A 24663-nucleotide genomic window follows, 5' to 3' on the forward strand; every position below is an offset into this window, starting at 1 on the left:
CTGTCACTCCGGTTCCGGCAGGCGGATGCTGGCCGAGGCCTGCGCCGCCAGCCCTTCGCCGCGCCCGGTGAAGCCCAGGCGCTCCGAGGTCGTGGCCTTGACCCCGACCTGGTCGAGCCGCAGGCCGGCGATCGCGGCGATGCGGGCGCGGATGGCGTCGCGATGCGGGCCGACCTTCGGCGCCTCGCAGATGATCGTCAGGTCGAGATGGTCGATCTTGCCGCCGCGGGCCGCGACCCGCTCCGCCGCGAAGGCGAGGAAGCGATCGGACGATGCGCCGCGCCATTGCGGATCGCTGGGCGGGAAATGGCTGCCGATATCGCCATCGGCGAGAGCGCCGAGCAGCGCGTCGGTCAGGGCATGCAGGCCGACATCGCCGTCGGAATGCGCGGTGACGCCGCGTGTATGGGGAATGCTGACGCCGCCGATCCAGACATGATCGCCGTCGGCGAAGGCATGGACGTCATAGCCCGTCCCCACCCGCGTCACGAGGCTGCGTCCCAGCCGCTGCTCGGCGGCGATGAAGTCTTCGGGATGGGTCAGCTTCAGGTTCATCGGGTCTCCCGCAAAGGTCGCGACCTCGTGGCCGGCCCATTCCATGATCGCTGAATCGTCGGTGAAACCGTCGGCTCCCGCCGCGAAGGCCGCCTCATGCGCGGCCAGCAAGGGCGCGAAGGCGAAGGCCTGCGGCGTCTGCACCGAGACGAGGCGGTCGCGCGGCGGCGTCTCGACGATCCTGCCGTCGGCATCGAGCCGCTTCACCGTATCGGTCACGGCGAGGGCAGGGATCGCCGCCTGTGTCTTGCGCGCGGCGACGAGCGCGCGGTGAACGAGTTCCGGCGAAACCAGGGCGCGGGCGGCGTCGTGCACCAGTACCGCGCCGGTGAAGCCCGCCTCGGCCAGCGCCTTCAGGCCGGCCCGGACCGAGGCCTGACGGGTTTCGCCGCCATGGGTCGGCGGGAGCAGGCGGCCGCGCTCACCTTCGCCGAGTTCTGCGATGGCATTGCGATAGCGTGCGTCGTCCCTGGCGCCGATCACCACCAGAACGGGGCCGATGCGCGCTTCGGCCAGGAAAGGCGCGAGCGCGCGGCAGAGCACGGGCTGGCCGCCGAGGCGACGGTATTGCTTGGGCGCCTCGGCGCCGGCACGCAGGCCGCGTCCGGCGGCGACGATCAGGGCGGCAACGGCCATGGTCATGAAAGCGTCGAGGGCTCCGGAATCTGATGCTGCGGGTGATAGGCTGCGCGGCGCCGATAGCCAAGCGGCGGGGCAGCCGCATGGGCTGAATCGGCACGATGCACATCGGAAAGGCAGTCAACCTCGGCGACTTGCGACGATGGTGCAATGCAGCATTGCTTAGAAATCCCTTGCGCGGTGCAATAGATGTCCAATAAATCACCATAATGGAATCTGCCTCAAAATCAGGCGACACAGTTCCTGCCATTGGCGGACTGAGCCCGGCTGCCCGCGCCTTCCTGGCGCCGATGTCGGGCGTCACCGATGTGGTCATGCGCCGGATCGCGGCACGTTTCGGCGCCGGCCTGGTGGTTTCGGAGATGGTCGCCTCCGACGAGTTGGTGCGCGGCAGCGAGGAAGCGCGCCTGCGGGCCGAGGGCTCAGGCGTGACGCCTCACGTGGTGCAGCTCGCCGGCTGCGAGGCGCGCTGGCTCGCCGAGGCGGCTCAGGTCGCCGAAGCCTCCGGCGCCGAGATCGTCGATATCAATATGGGTTGTCCGGCCAAGAAGGTCGTTGGCGGCTGGGCCGGCTCGGCCCTGATGCGCGATCTTGATCATGCGATCGGCCTCGTCGAGGCGGTCGTCGCGGCCGTGAAAGTGCCCGTCACCGTCAAGATGCGCCTCGGCTGGGACGACGCCTCGCGCAATGCGCCGGAACTTGCGCGGCGCGCCGTCGCCGCCGGGGCCGCCGCAATCACCGTGCATGGCCGCACGCGGCAGCAATTCTACAAGGGTGTCGCCGATTGGGCGGCGATAGCGCCGGTGCGGGAAGCCGGCGCCTTTCCGCTGGTGGCCAACGGCGACATCGCGACCGCCGCGCAGGCGCGCGACTGCCTGGAACAGTCCGGCGCCGATTATGTGATGGTCGGCCGCGCCGCGCTGGGACGTCCCTGGCTGCCCGGCCAGATCGGCGCGGTCCTCGCCGGGCGCGAGCCCGAGGCGATCGATGTTGAGACCAAGGCCGAGGTGGCGCGCGAACACTATGAGGGCCTGCTCTCGCTAATGGGGCGGGAGGTCGGCGTCCGTCACGCCCGCAAGCATCTGGCCGCCTATGCCGACGAGGCGCTGGCCTGCGGGCTCGCGCCCGACGAACAGGCCCGGCGCGAGCTCCTGACCACGGTCGAGCCGGCCCGCGCGCTTGCGGCGCTGGAACGTCTGTTTTCGACCGAGCGCCTCGGCGCTGCCGCCTGAACGACAGGGAAGACCGCGTATGACCATGGCGATATTCGGCGAAAGCGGAGAGACGCCGGACGGAGGGCTGTTCGACAGCCTCGAGATCCAGGCGCTGAATGTGCTGCCGATGCCGGTCGTCGTGGTCGGGGACGGGCAGGCGGTGCTCTATGCCAACACGGCGGCCGAGGATTTCTTCCAAGCCAGCGCCGTCGTGCTGAAGCGCCAGCGCCTGCAGGATCTGATCGCCTTCGGCTCGCCGGTGCTGTCACTCGTCGACGAGGTCCAGCGCCGCGGCGCCAGCGTCAGCGAGTACCGGCTGGAGCTCGGCTCGCCCCGGCTCGGGCTCGACCGGATCGTCGACGTTTTTGCCTCGCCATTGCCCGGCCAGCCGGATGCGGTCGTGCTTCTGCTGCAAGAACGGACAATTGCCGAAAAAATGGACAGGCAGCTGACGCATCGTGGAGCAGCCCGCTCAATTACTGCGCTCGGCGCGATGCTGGCGCATGAGATCAAGAACCCGCTTTCGGGCATTCGCGGCGCGGCCCAATTGCTGGAAACCTCCGTTCCGGACGACGATCGCCTGCTGACCCAGCTGATCTGCGACGAGGCCGACCGGATCGTGAAGCTGGTCGAGCGCGTCGAATTGTTCGGCGACGAGCGGCCGAGCGAGCGCGGCCCCGTCAATGTCCATGACGTGCTTGACCATGTGAAAAGGCTGGCCCAGTCGGGCTTTGCCCGGCACATCCGTTTCAGCGAAGCCTATGACCCGTCGCTGCCGCCAGTCTCCGGCAATCGCGACCAGCTCGTCCAGGTGCTGCTCAACCTGGTCAAGAATGCCGCGGAAGCGATCGGCTCCGATGCGATAGACGGCGAGATCACGCTGACCACCGCCTATCGTCCGGGAATCCGCATGCAGGCCCCGGGATCGCATGCGCGGCTGGCCCTGCCGCTGGAGATCGGCGTGCGCGACAATGGCCCGGGCGTGCCCACCGATCTGCACGCCCACCTGTTCGATCCCTTCGTCACCACCAAGGCTCAGGGCAGTGGCCTTGGACTTGCACTCGTCGCCAAGGTGATCGGCGATCACGGCGGAATCGTCGAGTGCGAGTCCGTGCCGCGGCGCACGACATTTCGAATCCGGTTGCCACTGCACGAAGCGCGTGAGCGCCAGTCAGGGTAAACAGCACCAGGAAGCAGGACTGCATGCCGACGGGTAACATTCTCATCGCCGATGACGACGCCGCCATCCGCACGGTCCTCAACCAGGCGCTCGCCCGCGCTGGATACGAGGTCAGGACCACCGGACAGGCGGCAACGCTGTGGACCTGGGCGGCCCAGGGACTCGGCGACCTGATCATCACCGACGTCGTCATGCCCGACGGCAACGCATTCGACCTGCTGCCGCGCATCAAGCGGGTCCGGCCCGAACTGCCGATCATCGTGATGAGCGCGCAGAACACCTTCATGACCGCGATCAAGGCTTCGGAGCGCGGCGCCTACGAATACCTGCCCAAGCCTTTCGACCTGAAGGAACTGGTCGCGATCGTCGGCCGGGCCCTGTCGCGCCCGCGCGGCGAGGTCGGGCGCGGGCATGCGGCGGAGCCGGACGATATCCCGCTGATCGGCCGCTCGCCGGCCATGCAGGACGTCTATCGCGCCCTGGCACGGCTGATGCCGATCGATCTCACCGTGATGATCAACGGCGAGTCCGGCACCGGCAAGGAACTGGTGGCGCGGGCGCTGCACGACTACGGCAAGCGCCGCAACGGCCCGTTCGTCGCGATCAACATGGCGGCGATTCCGAAGGACCTGATCGAATCGGAACTGTTCGGCCATGAGAAGGGCGCCTTCACCGGGGCGCTGACCCGCTCATCCGGCCGCTTCGAGCAGGCCGAGGGCGGCACGCTTTTCCTCGACGAGATCGGCGACATGCCGATGGAGGCCCAGACGCGCCTGCTGCGGGTGCTGCAGCAGGGCGAATACACCACGGTCGGTGGACGCACGCCGATCAAGACCAATGTCCGCATCGTCGCCGCGACCAACAAGGATCTGCGCATCTCGATCGCGCATGGCCTGTTCCGTGAGGACCTGTTCTTCCGCCTGAACGTCGTGCCGATCCGCCTGCCACCGCTGCGCGAGCGGGTCGAGGACGTGCCGGACCTCGTCCGCCATTTCTTCGGGCTGGTCGAGAAGGAAGGCCTGCCGCGCAAGCAGATCGATTCCGAGGCGATGGACGTGATGCGTCGCTATCGCTGGCCGGGCAATGTCCGGGAGCTGGAAAACCTCGTCCGGCGGCTCGCGGCGCTCTATCCGCAGGAGACGATCACCGCCCCGATCGTCGAGGCGGAGCTTCAGCCTGCCGCGGCGACGCCGAGCTATGCCGGCTCGGGCGGCGGCCAGGAACGGGCCGAGACGCTTTCAGGCTCGATGGAGCGCCATCTCAACCAGTACTTCTCCGGCTTCGGCGACCATGTCCCGCCTCCGGGGCTCTATCACCGCATCCTGCGCGAGATCGAGCCGCCCCTGATCGCGGCGGCGCTGGCAGCGACCCGCGGCAACCAGATCCGTGCCGCCGAGCTGCTCGGCCTCAACCGCAACACCCTGCGCAAGAAGATCCGCGAGCTCGACATGCAGGTGGTGCGCTCGCCGCGCTGAAGCGGCGAGGGAATGTGATCGAGCGAGGCGTCGCGCCTTCAGGGCGCGCGCCTCGGCCGGTCACTTCGAAGCGAGCTGTGTCACCAGCCCCTGCATCGCGGTCGGCTGGATCGATATCTTGCCGACAAATGGCCGGTCATGCGCCAGGACCACGAAATAGGCCGCGGCGGCGACCAGCACATAGATGTGCGATGCCAGGATCTGCATGCGGAAGGTGTGACTGTGGCAGATCAGAATCAGCAGCAGGGTCGCCGTCGAGATCAGCCACATCGCGCTCCATTGCGCCCAGGTCGTGCCGGCCCTGGAAGCCGCGAGGCGCGCGAGCCGCGCGTGCCGGATCTCCAGGAGCTGACCGAGCAGCGGTGAATAGCTCGTACCGTTGGCGAGCAAACGATTCTGCCGGGCGATCAGGTCGATCGCTCCCAGCAGGTGCTTTTCCGACTGATCGAAGACCGTATCCTCGAGCGATGTGCTCTTGGCCATCGCCGGCCAGTCGACCGCGATGACGTCCTTCAGATAGGCCTCGAGCCCGCCGTTCAGCTGGCTCTGCACCTCATCCGGCAGGCCCGCAGAAACGACCAGGGCGTTCTCCACGGCATCGGCCTCGCGCTGGACGGCGGTACGCGCGGAAACCGCGTCATTCCAGATGCCGGCGGCCGAGAAGGCGACGATCAGCGCAAAGAGCGCGCCGCAGGCATTGATGAGAGAATCGCGAATCGGCAGCGGCTCGCTCAAGCGGTAGCCCATGCGCGGCACGGCGAACCGCACGAGTCCGATCAGCAGCCAGCAGATCGCGGTGCTGATCGCCCAGACGACGAGAAACATCGCGGCGAGCGGCAGTTGATGGAAAGCGATGAGCATGAGGGCCTCTGCGATCCGGCTTATGCACAGGCTAGAGGCTGTCTTTGAGGGGGCATAGAGCCCCGAAGCCGGCTTCAACAGATTGACTTCCAAGGGACACGTGATGGCGGGCGCTCTTGCCTTGCCCGTGTCATATTTTGACAACACCGTTGCGGCAGCGCATCACAGCGCCGGATCGCTCGGACCGCCCTTCGGCGGAGATGCGTCCAACGGAGCTTAGACACCGCTTTGACTGCCTCGATCGGCGACCTTCGCATGACGCCGCGCAATGAAGAGACGCCAAGGCGGGTTTCTGCCTGGCTCGGGGCGACGGTCGTCTGCTTCGCGCTGGTTTCCGGGCTCGCGACCTTCCTGGTTCTTGCCGGAGCGACGCCGGTCGCGCCGGTCCATCAGGTCGTGCTCGGCCTGTTCGTTCTGAACGGCTTCCTGATCCTGCTGCTCTTGGTCATCGTCGCCGTCGAGGCGGCGGTGCTTATCAAGGCCAGGCGCGCGGGCGTCGCAGCGGCCGGGCTGCACGTGCGGATCGTCAGCCTTTTCAGCATCGTCGCGGCCCTGCCGGCGGCGCTGGTCGCGGTGGTCGCGACCGTGACGCTGGAGCGCGGCCTCGAGCCCTGGTTCTCGGACCGGATGCGCGACGTGATCTTCAAGTCGGTCGAGGTCGCCGACGCCTATACCGCCAGCCAATGCCGTTCGCTCGGGCGCGAAATCCGTCTGCTTGCCGATGATCTCGGTCGGGCCAAGCCGGCTTTCGACGTTGACCGCCCCTGGTTCGAGAACTTCCTGACGGCGCGCGCCACGGCGCTCGGCCTGCCCGTCGTCTGGATCATGAAGCCGCCGGACACCGTGGTTGTGCGGGCCAATATCGATGTCTTGCGTGGCGCGAGCAAACCGGATGCTGCCGCCTTCGAAGACGCCGAGACGTCGCCCGAGCCGATCTGCGTCATTCCGTCGACCGGGCGTGTCTTCGGGGCGCTGCTGAAGCTCCCCTCCTATGACGGCGCCTTCCTCTATGTCGCGCGCGAGGTCGATCCGCTGGCGGTCGAATTTCCAGCGGTGGCTCGTGCGGCAGCAGTCGAATATCTCGGCATTGATGCACGCCGGAAGGGCGTCCAGATCGCCTTCGCCTCGATGTACGGGCTGATCGCGGTGATCCTCCTGCTCTCGGCGAGCTGGCTCGGGCTGAATTTCGCCAACGGCCTGGTGGCGCCGATTCGCCGGATGATTCACGCCACCGATCAGGTTTCCAGCGGCAATTTCTACGTGCAGGTACCGATTCGGCGCGCGGAGGGCGATCTCGCCCATCTCGGCGAGACCTTCAACAAGATGACCGCGGAGCTGCGACGACAGCGCGACGGGCTGGTGACGGCGAGCGAGGTGATCGATCGCCGGCGCCGCTTTACCGAGACCGTGCTTTCCGGCGTCTCGTCGGGCGTGCTCAGCCTCGACGAGGGCGGGCACGTGACCATCGCCAACCGCTCGGCCGAGGCGCTGCTCGGCACCGGCGGACGGCTGCTGGGCCAACCCATCGCCGAGATCGCTCCGGAGATTGCCGGGTTCGTGGCGGAAGCCATGGCCAATCGCCAGCGCTTGAGCTCCGGCCAGGTCGCGATCACGCGGGCCGGGCGCGACCGGATGGTCAACATCCGCGCCGTCCGTGAAGGCGAGGGGGCCGGTGCCGGGCTGGTCGTGACGCTCGACGACATCACCGATCTCGTCACCGCCCAGCGTACGGCGGCCTGGGCCGATGTGGCGCGCCGCATCGCGCATGAGATCAAGAATCCGCTGACGCCGATTCAGCTGTCGGCCGAGCGCATCCGCAGGAAGTTCGGCCGGGTCATCGTCGAGGATAAGGAGATCTTCGACCAGTGCACGGCGACGATCGTACGGCAGGTCGACGACATCCGTCGCATGGTCGACGAGTTTTCGTCCTTCGCGCGAATGCCCAAGCCTTCGCTGGCGCGCGAGGACATCGTCGAGACGGTCCGCCAGATCGTCTTCCTGATGCGGGTCGGCAATCCCGAGCTCACCATCGCGGACAGCCTGCCGGCCGAGCCATTGCTGGCGCAATTCGACCGCCGCTTGATCTCGCAGGCGCTGACCAACGTCATCAAGAATGCGACCGAGGCGATAGAGGCCGTTCCGGCCGAGGAGCGCGGCAAGGGCCGCATCGACATTTCGATGGAGCGCCATGACGACGGGCGCATCGTCATCGACATCCTCGACAACGGCAAAGGCCTGCCTGCCGACCAGCGTCACAAGCTGCTGGAGCCCTATATGACGACCCGCGACGGCGGCACCGGCCTCGGCCTCGCGATCGTCGGCAAGATTCTCGAGGACCATGGCGGCGGCATCGAGCTGCTCGACCGGCCCGACAATGCGCGGGGCGCGCAGGTCAGGCTCTGGTTCGTCGAGACCGGGCCGCCGGACAGCGGCGAAGAGACATCAGAAGCACGCAATGCATCGGCGGAAAGAGCCGGAGGACAGATGAACGGGACCCAGGCATGAGCGCTGACATTCTCGTCGTCGACGACGAAGCCGACATTCGAGAACTCGTCGCCGGACTGCTCGAGGACGAGGGCTACCGGACCCGCAAGGCGGGGTCGGCCGACGAGGCGCTGGCGGCGATCGCCGCGCGGCGACCGAACCTCGTCTTCCTCGACATCTGGCTGCAAGGCAGCCGGCTCGACGGACTGCAGGTTCTGGAGCTGATCAAGGAGAGCCATCCCGAGCTTGCCGTGGTCATGATCTCCGGCCACGGCAACATCGAGACGGCCGTCTCTGCGATCAAGCACGGCGCCTACGACTTCATCGAGAAGCCGTTCAAGGCGGACAGGCTCGTGCTCGTCGCCGAGCGCGCGCTGGAGGCGTCGCGATTGCGCCGCGAAGTGCGCGATCTCAAGGCGCGCTCGGTCCAGGCGAGCCGGATTGTCGGCCGTTCGACAGCGGTCAACCAGCTCAGGCAGACATTGGAACGCGTCGCACCGACCAATGCGCGCGTGCTGATCACCGGCGAGCCCGGCTGCGGCAAGGAACTGACCGCCCGGACGTTGCACGAGGCTTCCAGCCGCTCCGGCGGGCCCTTCGTCGTCATCAACGCCGCGACGATTACCCCCGAGACGATGGAGGAGGAGCTCTTCGGCATCGAAGGCGGCGAGGGACGCTCGCGCCGCGTCGGTGCGCTCGAGGAGGCGCATGGCGGCTCGCTCTACATCGACGAGATCGGCGACATGCCGCGCGAGACCCAGAACCGCATCCTGCGCGTGCTGGTCGACCAGAACTTCCAGCGCGTCGGCGGCGCGACCCGCGTCCATGTCGACGTCCGGATCATCTCCTCGAGCAGCCGCGACCTCGTCAAACTGATCGCCGAGGGCCAGTTGCGCGAGGATCTCTATCACCGCCTCGGCGTGGTGCCGATCCGCGTGCCGGCACTGTCGGAACGGCGCGAGGACGTGCCGGAGCTGATCGAGTTCTTCATGGAGCAGATCTCGGTCGCCAGCGGCTTGCCCAAGCGCCGCATCGGCAGCGATGCGATGGCGATCCTGCAATCGCATGAATGGCCGGGAAACGTGCGCGAACTGCGCAACAACGTCGAAAGGCTGATGATCCTGACCAAGGGCGATCCCGGTGCGGAGATCACGGTCGAGATGTTGCCGGCCGAGGTCGGTGCGATGGTCCCGACGACGCCGTCCGGCTCCGGCGGCGAGAAGCTGATGAGCCTGCCGCTGCGCGATGCCCGCGAGATCTTCGAGCGCGAATACCTGATGGCGCAGATCGCGCGCTTCTCGGGCAACATCTCGCGCACTGCGGAGTTCATCGGCATGGAGCGCTCGGCGCTTCATCGCAAGTTGAAATCGCTGGGGGTGGGGTAGTTCGGGGCGTCCGCAATGCGTTCTGCGCAAGGCGGTCGCTTAAAAATGGTGCACCGCAACCCTTGCGCGACAATGCGCCCTCACGATCTAATGAAGCGTCGGTGTTCCGAAGCGCGACGGCTGTCGTCGTAGCCCAACGGAACGATCTGGATCGCATGCGCAAGCCGATTGCGGTCCCAACAACAGAGGCAAAACATGGCCGCAGAGCGGGCTCAGAATCTCCAGGACACGTTTCTCAACCACGTCCGCAAGCAGAAGATTCCCCTCACCATTTTCCTTGTGAACGGCGTCAAACTGCAGGGCGTCGTCACCTGGTTCGACAATTTCTGCGTGCTGTTGCGCCGCGATGGCCATTCGCAGCTCGTCTACAAGCACGCGATCTCGACCATCATGCCGGGTCATCCCGTGCAGTTGTTCGAGTCTGAGGAACAGGAAAAGGCCTGAGTCGTGGCCGGCAGAGCCGGAACTGACGACGACATCCCGGCGGAGAAGCGCATCGATGCGGCCGAACATGCGGTCGCAGCCGATACTCGCGCATTCGTGATCGGCCCCTATCCGGCGCGTAAGGCGTCGGGCAGGGTGGCCGAGGCCGACGACAATCCGCGCAGCCATGCAGCGCGCCTGGACGAGGCGATCGGCCTTGCTGGCGCGATTGACCTGCAGGTGGTCGAGGCTATTCCCGTCCTGCTGAGCACGCTTCGCCCGGCGACCTATATCGGCAAGGGCAAGGTCGAAGAGCTGTCGGAGCGGGTGAAGCTCGAGGAGATCGGGCTCGTCGTGATGGACTGCGCGCTCTCGCCGGTGCAGCAGCGCAATCTCGAAAAAGCCTTCGGCTGCAAGGTCATCGACCGGACCGGGTTGATCCTCGAGATTTTCGGGCGCCGCGCACGCACCCGAGAGGGCACGCTGCAGGTCGAGCTCGCGCATCTGAATTACCAGAAGAGCCGGCTCGTGCGGTCCTGGACCCACCTCGAGCGCCAGCGCGGCGGCTTCGGCTTCCTCGGCGGACCGGGCGAAACCCAGATCGAGGCCGACAGGCGGGTCATCCAGGAGCGGATGACCAAGATCGAGCGCGACCTCGAGACGGTGAAGCGCACGCGGTCGCTGCACCGGGCGAGCCGCAAGCGTGTGCCCTATCCGATCGTGGCATTGGTCGGCTACACCAATGCCGGTAAGTCGACGCTGTTCAACCGGCTGACCTCGGCCGAGGTGCTGGCGCAGGACATGCTGTTCGCGACGCTTGATCCGACGGCGCGGGCTCTCAAGCTGCCGCATGGCGCGAAGATCATGCTCTCCGACACGGTCGGCTTCATCTCGGACCTGCCGACGCAGCTCGTCGCCGCCTTCCGGGCGACGCTGGAAGACGCGATCGAGGCGGATGTGCTGCTGCATGTGCGAGACGTCTCGCATGAGGACACGCAGGCCCAGGCTACCGACGTGCGCGGTATTCTTCGTGACCTCGGCATCGATCCGGATGACGGCCAGCGCGTGATCGAGGTCTGGAACAAGGCCGACCTGCTCGAAAGCGCGGAGCGCGAGCGCCAGGCCACTCTTGCCGAGCTCAAGCCGGAAGCGACGCGCCCGGTTCTGGTCTCGGCGCTGACCGGCGAAGGCATGGGCCGGCTGACCGACGCCATCGAAGCCCGGATCGCCAGGAGCCGCCCGGTCTACCGGCTGGCGCTGGAGCCCGGCGACGGCAAGTCGTTGGCCTGGTTGCATGCCAATGGCGAAATCCTGGAGCGCAGCGATGCCGAGGACGGCGCGCTCAGCCTGCTGGTGCGCCTGCCGCCAGAGCGGGAAGGGGCCTTCACGGCACGTTTCCCGCAGGCCGAGCGCCAGCGCTAGCGGGCACCCCGATCGACTCACCCCGTCGTTCCGACCCAGCAGAAGCGGAACCCGGAAGCCATCACAAGGCTCCGGCACATTCCGGCGCTGCGTCGCTCTGCTGCATTTCCGGGATGAGGTTTCGATCGGAGGCCGGCTTCGCCCGAAAAGCGGCCTCCGCTTTTCGGGGCGTCCTTCTAGCCTGGTCCTAATTCAGCTCGACCTTGTCGAGCCGGTAACGTCCCTTGCGGTCGCGCCGGAAGAACTCGCGCGCCTGCGGGTGGCGGATCGGCTGACCGGTCTCGTCACTGACCAGATTCTGTTCCGAGACATAGGCGACGTATTCAGTCTCCTCGTTCTCGGCGAACAGATGATAGAAGGGCTGATCCTTGGACGGGCGCAGATGTTCGGGGATCGCGAGCCACCATTCCTCGGAATTGGAAAAGACCGGATCGACATCGAAGATCACGCCGCGGAACGGGTAGACGCGATGGCGTACCACTTGCCCGATGCGGAATTTCGCGGTTCTTGCTTCCATGTTCCTTCGATCTGTTTCTGACCTGGCAGGAATTTACCCTGCCAGCATGCGTCGCCATCCAAGGCCTGACCTAGGATTGCGCCGGCAATAGGTCAATCTCCGCGGCGGTCACGACTTCGCGTCAGAAGCCGTAGCGTGCCGCCAGGGCCGGGTCGCGGCCGGAAACCTGCTTCGCCAGGTCGACGATCACCTTGGCCTGCTTCCAGGTCGCGTCGTCCTGCATCTTGCCGTCGATCATCACTGCGCCGGAGCCGTCGGGCATCGCATCCAAAATGCGCCTGGCGAAGGCGACCTCGTCCGGGTCCGGGCTGAAGACGCGCTTGGCGATCTCGATCTGCGAGGGGTGCAGCGTCCAGGCGCCGGCGCAACCGAGCAGGAAGGCGTTGCGGAACTGCGCCTCGCAGGCGGCGCCGTCCGAAAAATCGCCGAAAGGCCCGTAGAACGGCTTCAGCCCCGCCGAGGCGCAGGCATCGACCATCTTCGCCAGCGTGTAGTGCCAGAGGTCCTGCTGGGCAACGGCGCGGGGAGCGCCATCGGCCGTGGGGTCGGCGATGACCTTGTATTCGGGGTGGCCGCCGCCGACGCGTGTCGTTTTCATCGCGCGCGAGGCGGCAAGGTCCGCCGGGCCGAGACTCATGCCGTGCATGCGGGGGGAAGCGGTGGCGATCGCGTCGACATTCTTGACGCCCTCCGCCGTCTCCAGAATGGCGTGGATCAGCACCGGCTTGGGCAAAGCGTGCCGCGCCTCGTACTGCGCGAGCAACTGGTCGACATAGTGGATGTCCCAGGGACCCTCGACCTTCGGCACCATGACGACATCGAGCTTGCCGCCGATCTCGCCCATGATCGCGGCAATGTCGTCCAGAAGCCAGGGCGAGTTCAGCGCATTGACCCGCGTCCACAGTCCGGTCGCGCCGAAATCGGTGGCCTTGGCCAGTTCGATGAAGCCGTCGCGAGCGGCCTGCTTGGCCTCGACCGGAATCGCGTCCTCGAGATTGCCGAGCACGATGTCGACCTGGCCAGCGAGCTCGGGGACCTTGGCTCGCACCTTTTCCAGATGGGGCGGGACGAAATGGATCATCCGCTCGAGCCGCAGCGGCAATTCGCGATAGGGCTCCGGTGCGCCGATCGCCAGCGGACGGAAGAACTGGCGCGGCGTCTTCGTGGTCATGCTCGGCTCCATGCTGCGGTGCAGCGAATGTGGCCGAGAGCGGCGCCGGCGTCCACTCGCCTTTGGGCGCAAGAAGGAAGGGTAGCTTTCCTAGGAAAATAAGCCGCAGCAAAATATCAGGAAAACATTCCGATCGCGGGCGTCGCGGCGCCTGCCGCCGTTCCAGGCGATCTCAATTCCGGCTGAAGGGATTTTCGAGCACGATGCGCGCCGGCGTGCCGATGCTGTCGCGCGGCTCGATCCCGCCGCGCAGATTGAGCGCATCGCTGGCGAAATCGGGGTCGTGCAGGCTGGCCTCGCGCACCCGCAGCTTGCGCTGGAAGCTGCGCATCTCGGCCTCCCGGTGCGAGATGCCGACCCTGGCATCGATCTCGCGCCGCTGGCTCGCGTTCAGGTCGGCCGAGGCCCGGAAATCCCGAAAATCCGAGGCGGTATAGGGCCATTTGGTCGATCCGGCGAAGGTGCGCACCCGCCCGTCAAGGACGACGCTGTCGCCCGGCCGCAAGGTGATGTCACGCAGCACGGAAATGCGATGCTCGCCGGGCTTGGCGATGGCCGGACGGCATGCGGGATCCGAGGATTGCTCGTAGCCATAGGCGACCGGCAACGCGCCATAGATCTTGCCGTCCGCCGAGACGGCGGCGTCGATCGTCGTGGCGCCTGCAGCGACCTTGAAGACCTTGACCGGGATGCCAGGATTGCTGGCCTGGCAAATGGCCTCATGGGCCTTCAGGTCGCCCTGGCTCCTGAGATGGCCGATCGGCGCATGGAAGCCGTCGCACATGCGCACGCAGATGGTGCGCGTCACATCGGCGGCGCCCGAGACGGTGTCGTAGCGGATCGCCGGCTGTCGTTTGGCGACGCGCTTGGGCGCGGCTTCGCGCCGCTTGAACGGATTCAGCGCAATGGGCGGGTGCCGGATCACGCCGTCGGGGCGGGCCTGCCAGAGGGGCATGGTCCAGAGATTGCGCTCGGGGGCATAGGCCCTCGCGGAAGCATAGACCGCGCGCGGGGCCGCTTCGCGTTGCGCCTGGCGGGCGGCGGCCTCCTGCCGATGGAAGGCGCGGATGCCTGCATCGTCCTCGGCCTGGACGAGGGAGACCGTGAGCACTGCGCCGCTCGCGCCGAGCGCCAAACCAAGCCCCGCCATCGCTGCCAGACGCAAGGGTTTGCGCCCGCGGCGTCGCAGAGAAGCGGAATCTGAAACGGAAATAGCGGCAGGCGCCGCCTTGGAAGCAATCGATTCGATATTACGGACACGAAACACCGCGATCACTCCATCGCTCGCTGGTTCAGCTGTCCGCCGCAAACGAGCCATAATTTACTTTTTGTTAATATTCAATCGCCGGCCGCCGCAACGGCAAACAGGCGCGATGCTTAACGTCGCGCTGCGGCAGATTTCGTTGGATGCCTTGCTTGCGGCTCAGCGCAGAATCGTCTCGCGCAGTGGCGCAGCGACGAGGGCGTCGGCATCGAGCGTGCCGCGAAGCTCGGCGATCTCGGCCAGTTCGCGCGGCTCCTCGCGCACCTGCAGGCTCTGGCGCAGCAGCTTCTGGCGCGTCTCGGCCAGAGTGATGCCCACGGTCTCGTCGATCATCCGCCGTGTCGCAAGGCCTAGCTTGCCGGCCCGGCGAAAGTCCGCGAAATCGCCGGCATCGTAGGGGAAGGCCGAGGAGCCCGTGAAGGTCTCGACCTTGCCGTCGAGGACGATGGAATCGCCGGGACGCAAGGTGATGTCGCGCATCAGGGAGACGCGCCGTTCGCCGGCGGTGACAATGGCCGGTCGGCAGAGCGGATCGGCCTTCTTCTCATAGGCGTAGGCGTTCGGCAGCGCGGTGTAGCTCGTACCGTTGCCGGCGACGGCGCGGTCGACCGACGTGGCGCCCGCCGACAGCCGGAACAGCCTGGCGGGAACGCCGGGGTTCTGGGCCTCGCACAGGGCCTCCTGCGCGCTGAAATCCGCTCGTGAGCGGGCATGGCCGAGCGGAGCATGGAAGCCGTCGCAAAGCCGCACGCAGATGGTGCGTCCCGCTCCGCCGGTCCAGGCAATGCTCTCCTGATTGCGAGGCGTAGCCAGCCGCACCCTCGCACGGACCGGCTGGCCGAGACGAATATCAGCTCGCGTCGCGAGGGCCGGGCGGGCGAACCGGACGGGCACCGGAGCGTAGGCAAGACCTGCCGTCGGGCGGCCAGCCCATCTGGTGGCCTCGTCACGATGGAAGGCACGGATGCCGGCATCGTCCTCGGCGAGCACAAGCGAGGACGCTGCGAGCATGGCGCCGGCGCAAAGAGCGGCAGCAAGGCGGCCGAGCGGGCGGATGCGGCGCGGCCGCTCTGCCATTCCTGCCCGAACGCCTGACATGTTGCTCCGCTCCCCCACCAAGCTCGTCTCGGGGAAAGCGATACGTAGAAGGCTGTTCAGAACGCTCGAAAAAAACCTCGCAAATTTGAACGATCTGCCCGCAAGAGCCGGGGATACTTAACGGATCGCGATCAGCTCTCGGCCCGGTGCAGCGCCTGCGGGACGGGGACAGGCACGGCGGCGCCAGGCACTTCCGCCGGCTCGCCGCGGCCGCGACCGGAGAGCCAGCTGTCGACCTTGTCGAGATAGAAATAGATCACCGGCGTGATGTAGAGCGTCAGCAACTGCGAGACCAGGAGGCCACCGACCACGGCGATGCCGAGCGGCTGGCGCAATTCGGCCCCGGCGCCGGCGCCGAGCGCGATCGGGAGGACGCCGAAGATCGCTGCAAAGCTCGTCATCATGATCGGACGGAAGCGGACGAGCGCGGCCTCGCGGATCGCGGAGAGGGCATCGTCGCCGTGGCGGCGGCGCTCGATCGCGAAGTCGACCATCATGATCGCGTTCTTCTTGACGATGCCGACCAGCATCAGAATGCCGATGATCGCGATCACCGACAGATCCATGTGAAAATACTGCAGCGCGAGCAGGGCGCCGAGGCCGGCCGAAGGCAGGCCGGAGAGGATGGTGATCGGGTGGATGAAGCTCTCATAGAGGATGCCGAGGATGATGTAGATCACCAGGATCGCCGCGAAGATCAGCAGTCCCTGGCCCTTCAGCGCATCCTGGAAGAGCTGGGCCGAGCCGGCGAAGCTGGTGACGATCGAGGCCGGAAGGTTCACGTCGCGCTCGGCCGCGCGGATCGCGTTGACGGCGTCGCCGAGCGAGACGCCGGGCGCAGTGTTGAACGAGATCGTCACCGCAGGCTGCTGCGAGATGCGGTTGACCGCCAGCGGGCCGACGCTCGGCTTGATCGTGGCCACCGTCTCGAGCGGGACATTCTGGCCGTTGGCGGCCTTGAGCAGCAGCCGCGACAGCACGCCCGGATCCTGCTGATAGGCGCGGTTCGCCTCCATGATCACCTGGTAATCGGTGGCGGGCGTGAAGATCGTGGCGATCTGGCGTGAGCCGAAGGCGTTGCCCAGCGCCTGGCGGATCTGGTCGCTTGAGATGCCGAGGCTGGCGGCGCGTTCGCGGTCGATATCGATCGAGAGCTGCGGATTGCGTAGCTGAAGATCGATATTGGCGTCGCGCAACTGGGGAATCTGGGCAAGCCGCTGCTGCATCAGCGGCGCGTAGTTGAACAGCGCCGCGAGATCCGGGCCCTGCAGCGAATAGAGATACTGGGCGCGCGAGGAGCGGCCGGCGTTGAGATTGATGTTCTGGACCTGCTGGAACACGGCCGTCATGCCCGGCACTTCCGAGGTGGCCCGGCGCAGCCGCGCGATCACAACATCGGCCTTGTCACGCTCCGATTTGGGCTTCAATGCGATGAACATGAAGCCGTTATTGGTGGCGTTGAAGCCACCGATGTTCGAGGTCAGGTAGTCGACCGCCGGATCGGCCCGGACGATCTCGGCGACGCGGGTCTGGCGCTCCGCCATCGCCTCGAAGGACGTGTCGGGCGGACCTTCGGTCGCGCCGCGCAGCAGGCCGGTATCCTCCAGCGGGAAGAAGCCCTTCGGGATGTCGATATAGAGCTGAACCGAGACGTAGACGGTTCCGAGCGTGAACAGCAGCATCAGGAACCGCGCCCTCAGCACATGGTCCAGCGACCAGCGATAGGCGCCGAGCATGCCCTGGAAACCGGCCTCGAAGGTCCGGTCGAGCAGGCTCGGTTTCTTGTGATGGTCATGTGCCTTGAGGAAGCGGGCGCAGAGCATCGGGGTCAGGGTCAATGAGACGAAGCCGGAGACGATGATCGCTGCGGCGATCGTGCCGGCGAATTCGGCGAAGACCTTGCCGACCACCCCGCCCATGAAGAAGACCGGGATGAAGACGGCGACCAGCGAGATGGTGATCGAGAGGATGGTGAAGCCGATCTCGCGCGAGCCGTCGAGCGCCGCCTGGAACGGCTTCTTGCCCATCTCGATATGCCGGATGATGTTCTCCAGCATGACGATGGCGTCGTCGACGACGAAGCCGACGGCGAGCGTCAGCGCCAGCAGCGAGATGTTGTCGAGCGAATAGCCGAGCGCATACATGATCGCGAAGGTGCCGATCAGCGAGATCGGCAAGGCGAGCGTCGGGATCAAGGTGGCAGTCAGGTTCTTCAGGAACAGGAAGATCACCATGATCACCAGCACGATGGCGATCATCAGCGAGACCTCGACATCCTCGACCGCTTCGCGGATCGGGATCGAGCGGTCGTTCAGTACCGCCAGATTCATCGCCGCTGGCAGCTGGGCGCGGTAGGCGGCGAGCCGGTCCTTGATGCTGTCGACGACCTCGACGGTGTTGGCGTCGGACTGGCGGTAGACGGCGAGGATGATCGAGCGCTCGCCATTGTACCAGCTCGCCGTCTGGTTGTTCTCGACGGAGTCGAAGGTCTGGGCGACGTCGCTGAGCCGGATCGGAATGCCGTTCTTCTGCGAGATGATCAGGTTGCCGTATTCGGCCGCGCGCTCGAGCTGGCCGGTCGCGCCGAGCGTCAGGCGCTGGTTGATGCCGTTCAGCGTGCCGACCGGGGAGTTCGAGTTGGCGGCCGAGACGGCGTTTCGGACATCGGCGAGCGAGAGCCCGCGCGCCGAGACCGCATCCGGATTGACCAGGATGCGCACCGCGTATTTCTGCGCGCCGAAGATGTTGACCTGGGCGACGCCCGGCAATTGCGCGATCTGCTGCTGCAGTACGTTCTCGCCGAACTCATGCACCTCGTAGAGCGGCTTGGTTGCCGAGGTCAGCACCATGAACAGCACCGGCTGGTCGGCCGGGTTGACCTTCCTGAAGCTCGGCGGGGCAGGAAGCTCGGGCGGCAGGCGCCGCGTCGTGGCGCTGAGCGCCGCCTGCACGTCCAGAGCGGCGCCGTCGATGTTGCGGTTGAGGTCGAATTGCAGGGTGATCGAGGTCGACCCGAGCTGCGAGACCGAGGACATCGAGGTGATGCCCGAGATCGAGGCGAATTCGCGCTCCAGCGGAGCGGCGATCGAGGAGGCCATAGTCTCCGGGCTGGCGCCGGGCAGACGGGCGCTGACGTTGATCGTCGGGAAGTCGACGCGGGGCAGGGCCGCGACCGGCAGTTGCTTGAAGGCGAAGAGCCCGAAGATCAGGAACGTCGCCATCACCAGCGTGGTCATGACCGGGCGGCGGATGCAGAGCTCGGGCAGGTTCATCAGCCGGCGCTCCCTCGCTGCGAGGTCTGGTTCGGCGGCGGACTCTGGCCGCCGCGATCGCGGTTGCGCTCGATGGCCCGCGCCCCCTCCGTCAGCAGGAGCTGGCCGTCGACCACGACCGTCTCGCCGCCGCTGAGGCCGGAAGCGATCACCACGCGGTCATCGACGGTGCGGTCGACGACGACCGTGCGGGCCCGCGCCAGCCCGTCCTCGATGATGAAGACGAAGGAGCCGTTCTGGCCGGTCTGGATCGCCTCGCGCGGCACTGTGACAGCCGCCGGATCGACGCGCAGCGTGACGCGGACCTGGCAGAGTGCCCCGGGCCAGAGCGTCTCGTCGGCATTCTCGAAGGAAGCACGGATCTGGATGGTGCCGGTGGTCGCGTCGACCAGGTTGTCGACGACCGCGATCGTGCCCTCGGCGCTCTTCGACCCGCCTTGCTGCGTCGCCTGCACGACGGCAGTCCCGGCCGCCATCGCGGCGCGGATGTCGGGGAGATGACGCTGGGCGACGGCGAAGGCGACATAGATCGGGTCGGTCTGGTTGATCGTCACCAGCACTGTCGAGTTGTCGCCGGTCTTGGCGATGTTTCCTTCCTTCAGCCCGGCCACGCCGATCCGGCCGGAAACCGGCGCGAGGATCGTGTAGTAGCTGAGCTGGACCTTGAGCGCTTCGACGGCCGCCTCGCCGCCGCGAATGGCAGCTTTCAGAGTCGCGACCTGGGTGCGCGCCGTATCGAGCCTCTGATCCGTGGCGAAATCGCGCTTCGCCAGTTCCTCGGCGCGCCTGAGATCCGTCTCGGCCGAGGCGAGCGAGGCGCGGTCCTTAGCGACGCTGGCCTCGGATTGCTTGATCAGCGCCTCGGCCAGCCGTGAATCGAGCCGGAAGAGCACATCTCCCTTCTTGACGTAGCCGCCGTCCTTGAAAGCGACTTCGGTGATCTGCGTGTCGACGCGCGAGCGGACATTGACCGACGAGATCGCCTGGACGGTGCCGATCGCATCGAGACGAACCGGCATCGCCCGGCGCTCGGCCTTGGCGGTGACGACCGTGACAGGCGGGCGGTTGCCGGCACCGCCGCGCCCGCCTGGTGTCGCGGCGACCGGTGCGGGCGGCTTTGCCTGTGTCGGGACCAGCTTGCCGAAGGGGACCTGATCGAGCGGCCAGGGGATCGGCCGGCCGGTGTAATGGAGTGCGGCGCCGACTGCGAGGATGCCCGCAGCCGAAAACAGAGCTAGACGCCCGAAACTCAGCCTTGCCATGAAAAGCCTTGCGCCATGCGGGCGGCCCGGCCGAACCTTACGGAACCGCCGCCCCTCCAACCATCGCCGCCGCCGAAATCGAGCATGCAGAGGGTGGTTTGCCGGCGCAAGCCGGCATCACGCATTGTTGCGGCATGTAGCGGCAATGTGACACGGCCGGCGAATACCTTTCACCGGCATTCGCTTTCAGCGCCAGCAGGCGCGAAGCGCGCCCGATCACAGTATCGCGATGACGATTCCTATCCACATCAAGAACAGGCAGGCGACGCCGATTGCGTAGACGAGGGCGCGCTGGCGCAGATCGTTGCTGCCGGTGTGGATCAGCGAATGCACGATGCGGGTTGCCACGAAGGCCCAGGCCAGGGCCGCCATCACATAGCCGGTGGCGCCGACATGGATCGCGATCAGCACCAGCGCGAAGAACAGCACCGGCGTCTCGAACTGGTTGCTGAAATTCGCGGCGGCGAGCCGGGCCGGTTCCGGATAGCGCTCGGTCGAGACGGCGACATCCGCCATCCCGACCTCGCGATTGTCGAAGGCCTTCTTGCGACGCAGGAACACGATCACCAGCACGACGAAGGTCCAGAAGACCTGGGCGAGCGCTCGATAGATCAGCTTGAGCGTCATGGCCTACCTCGTGAAGGACCTGCAGTTGTGCATCAAAGCAGGTTTCTCACGAGCGGGTCGGATAATTCGGGCTCTCGCGCACGATGGTCACGTCGTGGACATGGCTCTCGCGCAGGCCCGCGCTGGTGATGCGGATGAAGCGGGCCTTGGCGCGGTAGTCCTCGAGGTTGCGTCCGCCGACATAGCCCATCGCCGCCCGCAGGCCGCCGGCGAGCTGGTGCAGCACGTTCGAGACCGGGCCCTTATAGGCGACCTGGCCTTCGATTCCCTCCGGAACGAGCTTCAGCGAGTCCTTGATGTCCTGCTGGAAATAGCGATCGGCCGAGCCGCGCGCCATCGCGCCGACCGAGCCCATGCCGCGATAGGATTTGTAGGAGCGGCCCTGGTAGAGGAAGGTCTCGCCCGGCGTCTCGTCCGTGCCGGCGAGCAGCGAGCCGACCATGGCGCAGGCGGCGCCGGCGGCGAGCGCCTTGGCGAGATCGCCCGAATACTTGATGCCGCCATCGGCGATCACCGGGATACCGGCCTTCTGGGCGGCCGAGGCCGCATCCATGATCGCGGTGAGCTGCGGCACGCCGACGCCGGCGACGATGCGGGTGGTGCAGATCGAGCCCGGGCCGATGCCGACCTTGATCGCATCGGCGCCGGCATCGATCAGGGCCTGGGCGCCGCCGGCGGTGGCGACGTTGCCGGCGATGATCTGGACGGCGTTGGAGAGCTTCTTCACCCGCGTCACGGCTTCCAGCACCTTGGCCGAATGCCCATGGGCGGTGTCGACGACGATGATGTCGACGCCGGCATCGATCAGCATCTCCGAACGCTCGAAGCCAAGATCGCCGGTGGTGGTCGCAGCAGCAACCAGCAGGCGGCCATGCGCATCCTTTGCCGAATTCGGATGCGCGACCTGCTTCTCCATGTCCTTGACGGTGATCAGGCCGATGCAGCGGAAATGGTCGTCGACGACGAGCAGCTTCTCGATCCGAAACTGGTGGAGCAGCCGGCGGGCCTCGTCCTGGCCGACCCCCTCGCGCACCGTGATCAACCGGTCCTTGGTCATCAGCTCGGAGACGGGCTGCTCGGGATTGGCAGCGAAGCGGACGTCGCGATTGGTGAGGATGCCGACGAGGCGGCCCTTATGGCCTTGCGGCCCACGCTCGACCACCGGGATGCCCGAGATCGAGTTGTGCTTCATGATCGCGAGGGCATCGCCCAGCGTCTCGTCCGGGAAGATCGTGATCGGGTTGGCGATCATGCCCGACTCGAACTTCTTCACCAGCTTGACCTGCGCAGCCTGCTGATCGGCCTCGAGATTGCGGTGCACCACGCCAAGGCCGCCGGCCTGCGCCATGGCGATCGCCATCCCGGCCTCGGTCACCGTGTCCATGGCGGAGGCGATGATCGGCAGGTTGAGCGAGATCGTCTTGGTCAGCTTGGTCGAGACGTCGACATCGGCCGGCATGACTTCCGAAGGGCCCGGCTCGAGCAGGACGTCGTCGAAGGTCAGGCCGTCGCGGATAAGGCCGTCGGTGATCGTTGCCATCGTCAACTCCGGGGCCGGCCGGGCCGGCGCTAGTTCGTGGCCGGGCAGGGCGCCCATGGCCGAGTTGACGAGGCCCGTTATCATGCGGGCGACGAGGCCGCTAGGGGGCCACGGTGGAAAGTTGTGTCGGGCGCACCGTGAAGCACGCCCAGCCACAAGTTGGCTATTGCTGCTCGCCCGGGCGCGAACGTCCTGCCTGCGCTGCCGGGACAGCCGAGGGGCTGACGAAGAAGCAGCCGAGTTCCATCATCATCGCGCCCTTGGCATTGGCCATCGCCTGGCATTCCTTCTGGCGGGCGCAATTGTAGACGCGCAGCGCATCACCGGAGCCCGGCGAGACCATGCGCTCGGCACAGCCGCGTTCCCAGCTGTTCGACTGGGCGGTCGCCGCCGTGGAGCCGAGGCCGAGGAAGGCGAAGCCGGCGAGGAGCGCGAAGGCGGCGGCGCGGACAGGCGCTCCAACCGGCGCCATGCGGAGAGAATGCTGCTCTTGAGTGGACATGGGACACCTTCGCCGGCGCGCCGGCCCTTCCGATCTCGAATGTGAAGATCTTCGCCCCGGACCTCACATAGGCACGCTCTTTCGTCTTTGACCCGCGTCGAACGCATGGCCAATTTGCCATCACGTATCCGTGCCAAGGCTTGCGCCTGCCTCGCAGTCGCCGTGAGGGAGGTGGATTGATTCGTCATGCAGCAGGCGCAACTCGCGCAAGCCCGCGATTCGTGCCCCTGTACTCTCGTCAGCAGGCGGAACGCGGATTAAGGCTGACGCGCAGCCCGCCAGAAAGTCCGCCCTTGCAGCGCGCCAAGCTCCTGCCCCTGATCGTCGCCTGTGCGTTGTTCATGGAGAACACCGACTCGACGGTGATCGCCACCTCGTTGCCGGTCATCGCGCAATCGCTCGGTGAGGACCCGATCGCGCTGAAGCTGGCCGTGACCTCCTATCTGGTCAGCCTCGCCGTCTTCATCCCGATCTCGGGCTGGATGGCCGACCGGTTCGGAGCCCGTACGATCTTCCGCACGGCACTGGGCGTGTTCATGCTCGGCTCGGTGCTCTGCGCGCTTTCGAATTCGCTCGGCGCCTTCGTCGGCGCCCGCTTCGTGCAGGGCATGGGCGGCGCGATGATGGTGCCGGTCGGCCGCCTCGTCATCCTGCGCAGCGTCGAGAAATCGCAGCTGGTCAGCGCGCTCGCCTATCTCACCGTGCCGGCGCTGGTCGGCCCCGTGGTCGGCCCGGTGCTGGGCGGCTTCATCACCACCTATTTCGACTGGCGCTGGATCTTCTTCATCAACCTGCCGATCGGCCTGCTCGGGATCGTGCTGGCGACGAAGTTCTTCGAGGATATCCGCGAGGAGGACGTGGCGCCGCTCGACATCAAGGGCTTTCTGCTCTCCTCGACCGGTTTCGCCGCCCTGATGCTCGGCCTGGTGACCGGCGGGCGCCATCTCGTGCCAGAGAGCGTCTCTTATGCCTGCGTCGCGTTCGGCGCCTTGGCATTGGTGGCTTACTGGTTCCACGCCCGGCGCATCCCTCATCCGGTGCTGAATCTCACCCTGCTGCGGATCCCGACCTACAATATCGGCGTCATCGGCGGTTCGATCTTCCGCATCGGCATCGGCGCGATCCCCTTCCTGCTGCCGCTGATGCTGCAGCTCGGCTTCGGGCTCAATGCGCTGCAATCGGGGCTGATCACCTTCGCCTCGGCCGCCGGCGCGCTGATCATGAAGACCCTGGCGAAGACGATCCTGCAGCGTTTCGGCTTCCGCCGCGTGCTGACCTTCAACGCCCTGGTGGGGGCCGCCTTCCTCGCCGCCTCCGGTCTGTTCACGCCGTCGACGCCGCATTGGCTGATGCTCTCGGTTCTGCTGATCGGCGGCTGCTTCCGCTCCCTGCAGTTCACCGGAATCAACGCGTTGAGCTATGCCGATGTCTCGAACCGCGACATGTCGAGCGCCACCAGCCTGTCGAGCGTCGCGCAGCAATTGTCGCTGAGCCTCGGCGTCACCATCGGCGCCTTCGCGCTGGAGACGGCGAACGCCTTCAATGGCGGTGCGGCACTCGGCGCGGCCGATTTCTGGCCGGCCTTTGCGCTCGTCGGCCTGATCGCGGCCTCGTCGGCGCTGTGGATGGTACGCCTGAAGCCCGATGCCGGCGCCGAGGTCTCCGGCCACGCGCCGATCAGCGCCCGCAAGGCGACGGCACAGGCGATCGAGGACCAGAAGCCGCTCGAATGATGGCCGGCATGCCCCCCGAGCGGTTGACGAACGCGCCCC

General features: G+C 66.6%; 19 protein-coding genes. 8 read left to right on the forward strand and 11 right to left on the reverse strand.

Annotated features, from left to right (window positions below; all coding sequences use genetic code 11):
• Positions 1-3: 3 nt before the first annotated feature.
• Positions 4-1191 carry a bifunctional 2-C-methyl-D-erythritol 4-phosphate cytidylyltransferase/2-C-methyl-D-erythritol 2,4-cyclodiphosphate synthase gene (locus AC1REK_RS10765; RefSeq protein WP_492268212.1) on the reverse strand — a complete coding sequence of 396 codons (1188 nt, stop codon included), beginning with the start codon at positions 1189-1191 and terminating at the stop codon, positions 4-6.
• A gap of 212 nt (positions 1192-1403) precedes the next feature.
• Here AC1REK_RS10765 and dusB point away from each other — a divergent pair, with 212 nt between their 5' ends.
• The 3 genes from dusB (at position 1404) to ntrC (ending at position 5063) form a co-directional block, all read left to right on the forward strand.
• The gene (gene dusB, locus AC1REK_RS10770; protein ID WP_492268045.1) at positions 1404-2426 is read left to right on the forward strand and encodes a tRNA dihydrouridine synthase DusB; all 1023 of its coding nucleotides are present in this window, start codon (positions 1404-1406) and stop codon (positions 2424-2426) included.
• A gap of 109 nt (positions 2427-2535) precedes the next feature.
• Entirely contained in the window at positions 2536-3588 is a 1053-nt protein-coding gene (locus AC1REK_RS10775; RefSeq protein WP_316019323.1) for a two-component system sensor histidine kinase NtrB, read from the forward strand.
• A 23-nt stretch (positions 3589-3611) separates the two neighbouring features.
• The gene (ntrC, locus tag AC1REK_RS10780; RefSeq protein WP_316019259.1) at positions 3612-5063 is read left to right on the forward strand and encodes a nitrogen regulation protein NR(I); all 1452 of its coding nucleotides are present in this window, start codon (positions 3612-3614) and stop codon (positions 5061-5063) included.
• Between the two features lie 60 nt (positions 5064-5123).
• Here ntrC and AC1REK_RS10785 read toward each other — a convergent pair whose 3' ends face one another.
• Positions 5124-5924 carry a bestrophin-like domain gene (locus AC1REK_RS10785; protein ID WP_492268044.1) on the reverse strand — a complete coding sequence of 267 codons (801 nt, stop codon included), beginning with the start codon at positions 5922-5924 and terminating at the stop codon, positions 5124-5126.
• Between the two features lie 255 nt (positions 5925-6179).
• On the opposite strand from AC1REK_RS10785, the gene AC1REK_RS10790 reads away from it, so the two are divergent.
• The 4 genes from AC1REK_RS10790 to hflX all read left to right on the forward strand — a co-directional run bounded on the left by AC1REK_RS10790 (position 6180) and on the right by hflX (position 11638).
• Positions 6180-8429 carry a sensor histidine kinase NtrY-like gene (locus AC1REK_RS10790; RefSeq protein WP_492268043.1) on the forward strand — a complete coding sequence of 750 codons (2250 nt, stop codon included), beginning with the start codon at positions 6180-6182 and terminating at the stop codon, positions 8427-8429.
• Positions 8426-9793 carry a nitrogen assimilation response regulator NtrX gene (gene ntrX / locus AC1REK_RS10795; protein WP_316019262.1) on the forward strand — a complete coding sequence of 456 codons (1368 nt, stop codon included), beginning with the start codon at positions 8426-8428 and terminating at the stop codon, positions 9791-9793. The genes AC1REK_RS10790 and ntrX overlap by 4 nt, the downstream gene beginning before the upstream one ends.
• A 195-nt stretch (positions 9794-9988) precedes the next feature.
• Positions 9989-10237, forward strand: coding sequence for an RNA chaperone Hfq (gene hfq, locus AC1REK_RS10800; protein WP_066469118.1), 249 nt, complete (start codon positions 9989-9991; stop codon positions 10235-10237).
• Positions 10238-10240: 3 nt separating this feature from the next.
• The gene (gene hflX, locus AC1REK_RS10805; RefSeq protein WP_492268042.1) at positions 10241-11638 is read left to right on the forward strand and encodes a GTPase HflX; all 1398 of its coding nucleotides are present in this window, start codon (positions 10241-10243) and stop codon (positions 11636-11638) included.
• A gap of 187 nt (positions 11639-11825) precedes the next feature.
• On the opposite strand, the gene hspQ is transcribed toward hflX, so the two are convergent.
• The 9 genes from hspQ to AC1REK_RS10850 all read right to left on the reverse strand — a co-directional run bounded on the left by hspQ (position 11826) and on the right by AC1REK_RS10850 (position 22891).
• The gene (gene hspQ / locus AC1REK_RS10810; protein ID WP_066469120.1) at positions 11826-12155 is read right to left on the reverse strand and encodes a heat shock protein HspQ; all 330 of its coding nucleotides are present in this window, start codon (positions 12153-12155) and stop codon (positions 11826-11828) included.
• 121 nt (positions 12156-12276) lie between these two features.
• On the reverse strand, positions 12277-13326 hold the full coding sequence (locus AC1REK_RS10815; RefSeq protein WP_492268041.1) for an HpcH/HpaI aldolase/citrate lyase family protein: 1050 nt from the start codon (positions 13324-13326) through the stop codon (positions 12277-12279).
• Positions 13327-13498: 172 nt separating this feature from the next.
• Complete coding sequence (locus tag AC1REK_RS10820; RefSeq protein ID WP_492268040.1) at positions 13499-14491, reverse strand: DUF2865 domain-containing protein; 993 nt, start codon at positions 14489-14491, stop codon at positions 13499-13501.
• Positions 14492-14749: 258 nt separating this feature from the next.
• Positions 14750-15667: a DUF2865 domain-containing protein gene (locus AC1REK_RS10825; protein WP_492268039.1), complete on the reverse strand. Its 918-nt coding sequence runs from the start codon at positions 15665-15667 to the stop codon at positions 14750-14752.
• A gap of 152 nt (positions 15668-15819) precedes the next feature.
• The gene (locus tag AC1REK_RS10830; RefSeq protein ID WP_492268038.1) at positions 15820-18960 is read right to left on the reverse strand and encodes an efflux RND transporter permease subunit; all 3141 of its coding nucleotides are present in this window, start codon (positions 18958-18960) and stop codon (positions 15820-15822) included.
• Positions 18960-20222, reverse strand: coding sequence for an efflux RND transporter periplasmic adaptor subunit (locus AC1REK_RS10835; protein WP_492268037.1), 1263 nt, complete (start codon positions 20220-20222; stop codon positions 18960-18962). The genes AC1REK_RS10830 and AC1REK_RS10835 overlap by 1 nt, the downstream gene beginning before the upstream one ends.
• 216 nt (positions 20223-20438) lie before the next feature.
• A complete protein-coding gene (locus tag AC1REK_RS10840) occupies positions 20439-20849 on the reverse strand; it encodes an MAPEG family protein (RefSeq protein ID WP_492268036.1) in 411 nt (136 codons plus the stop codon).
• Between the two features lie 46 nt (positions 20850-20895).
• Positions 20896-22389 (reverse strand): IMP dehydrogenase, encoded by a 1494-nt coding sequence (guaB, locus tag AC1REK_RS10845; protein WP_316019269.1) that lies wholly within the window; start codon positions 22387-22389, stop codon positions 20896-20898.
• Positions 22390-22552: 163 nt separating this feature from the next.
• Positions 22553-22891, reverse strand: a complete 339-nt coding sequence (locus AC1REK_RS10850; RefSeq protein ID WP_492268035.1) for a hypothetical protein — start codon at positions 22889-22891, stop codon at positions 22553-22555.
• A gap of 293 nt (positions 22892-23184) precedes the next feature.
• Here AC1REK_RS10850 and AC1REK_RS10855 point away from each other — a divergent pair, with 293 nt between their 5' ends.
• Complete coding sequence (locus tag AC1REK_RS10855) at positions 23185-24624, forward strand: DHA2 family efflux MFS transporter permease subunit (RefSeq protein WP_492268034.1); 1440 nt, start codon at positions 23185-23187, stop codon at positions 24622-24624.
• The last annotated feature ends 39 nt before the right edge of the window (positions 24625-24663 follow it).

It is taken from the genome of Allobosea sp. GW823-FHT02B03, from assembly GCF_058797755.1.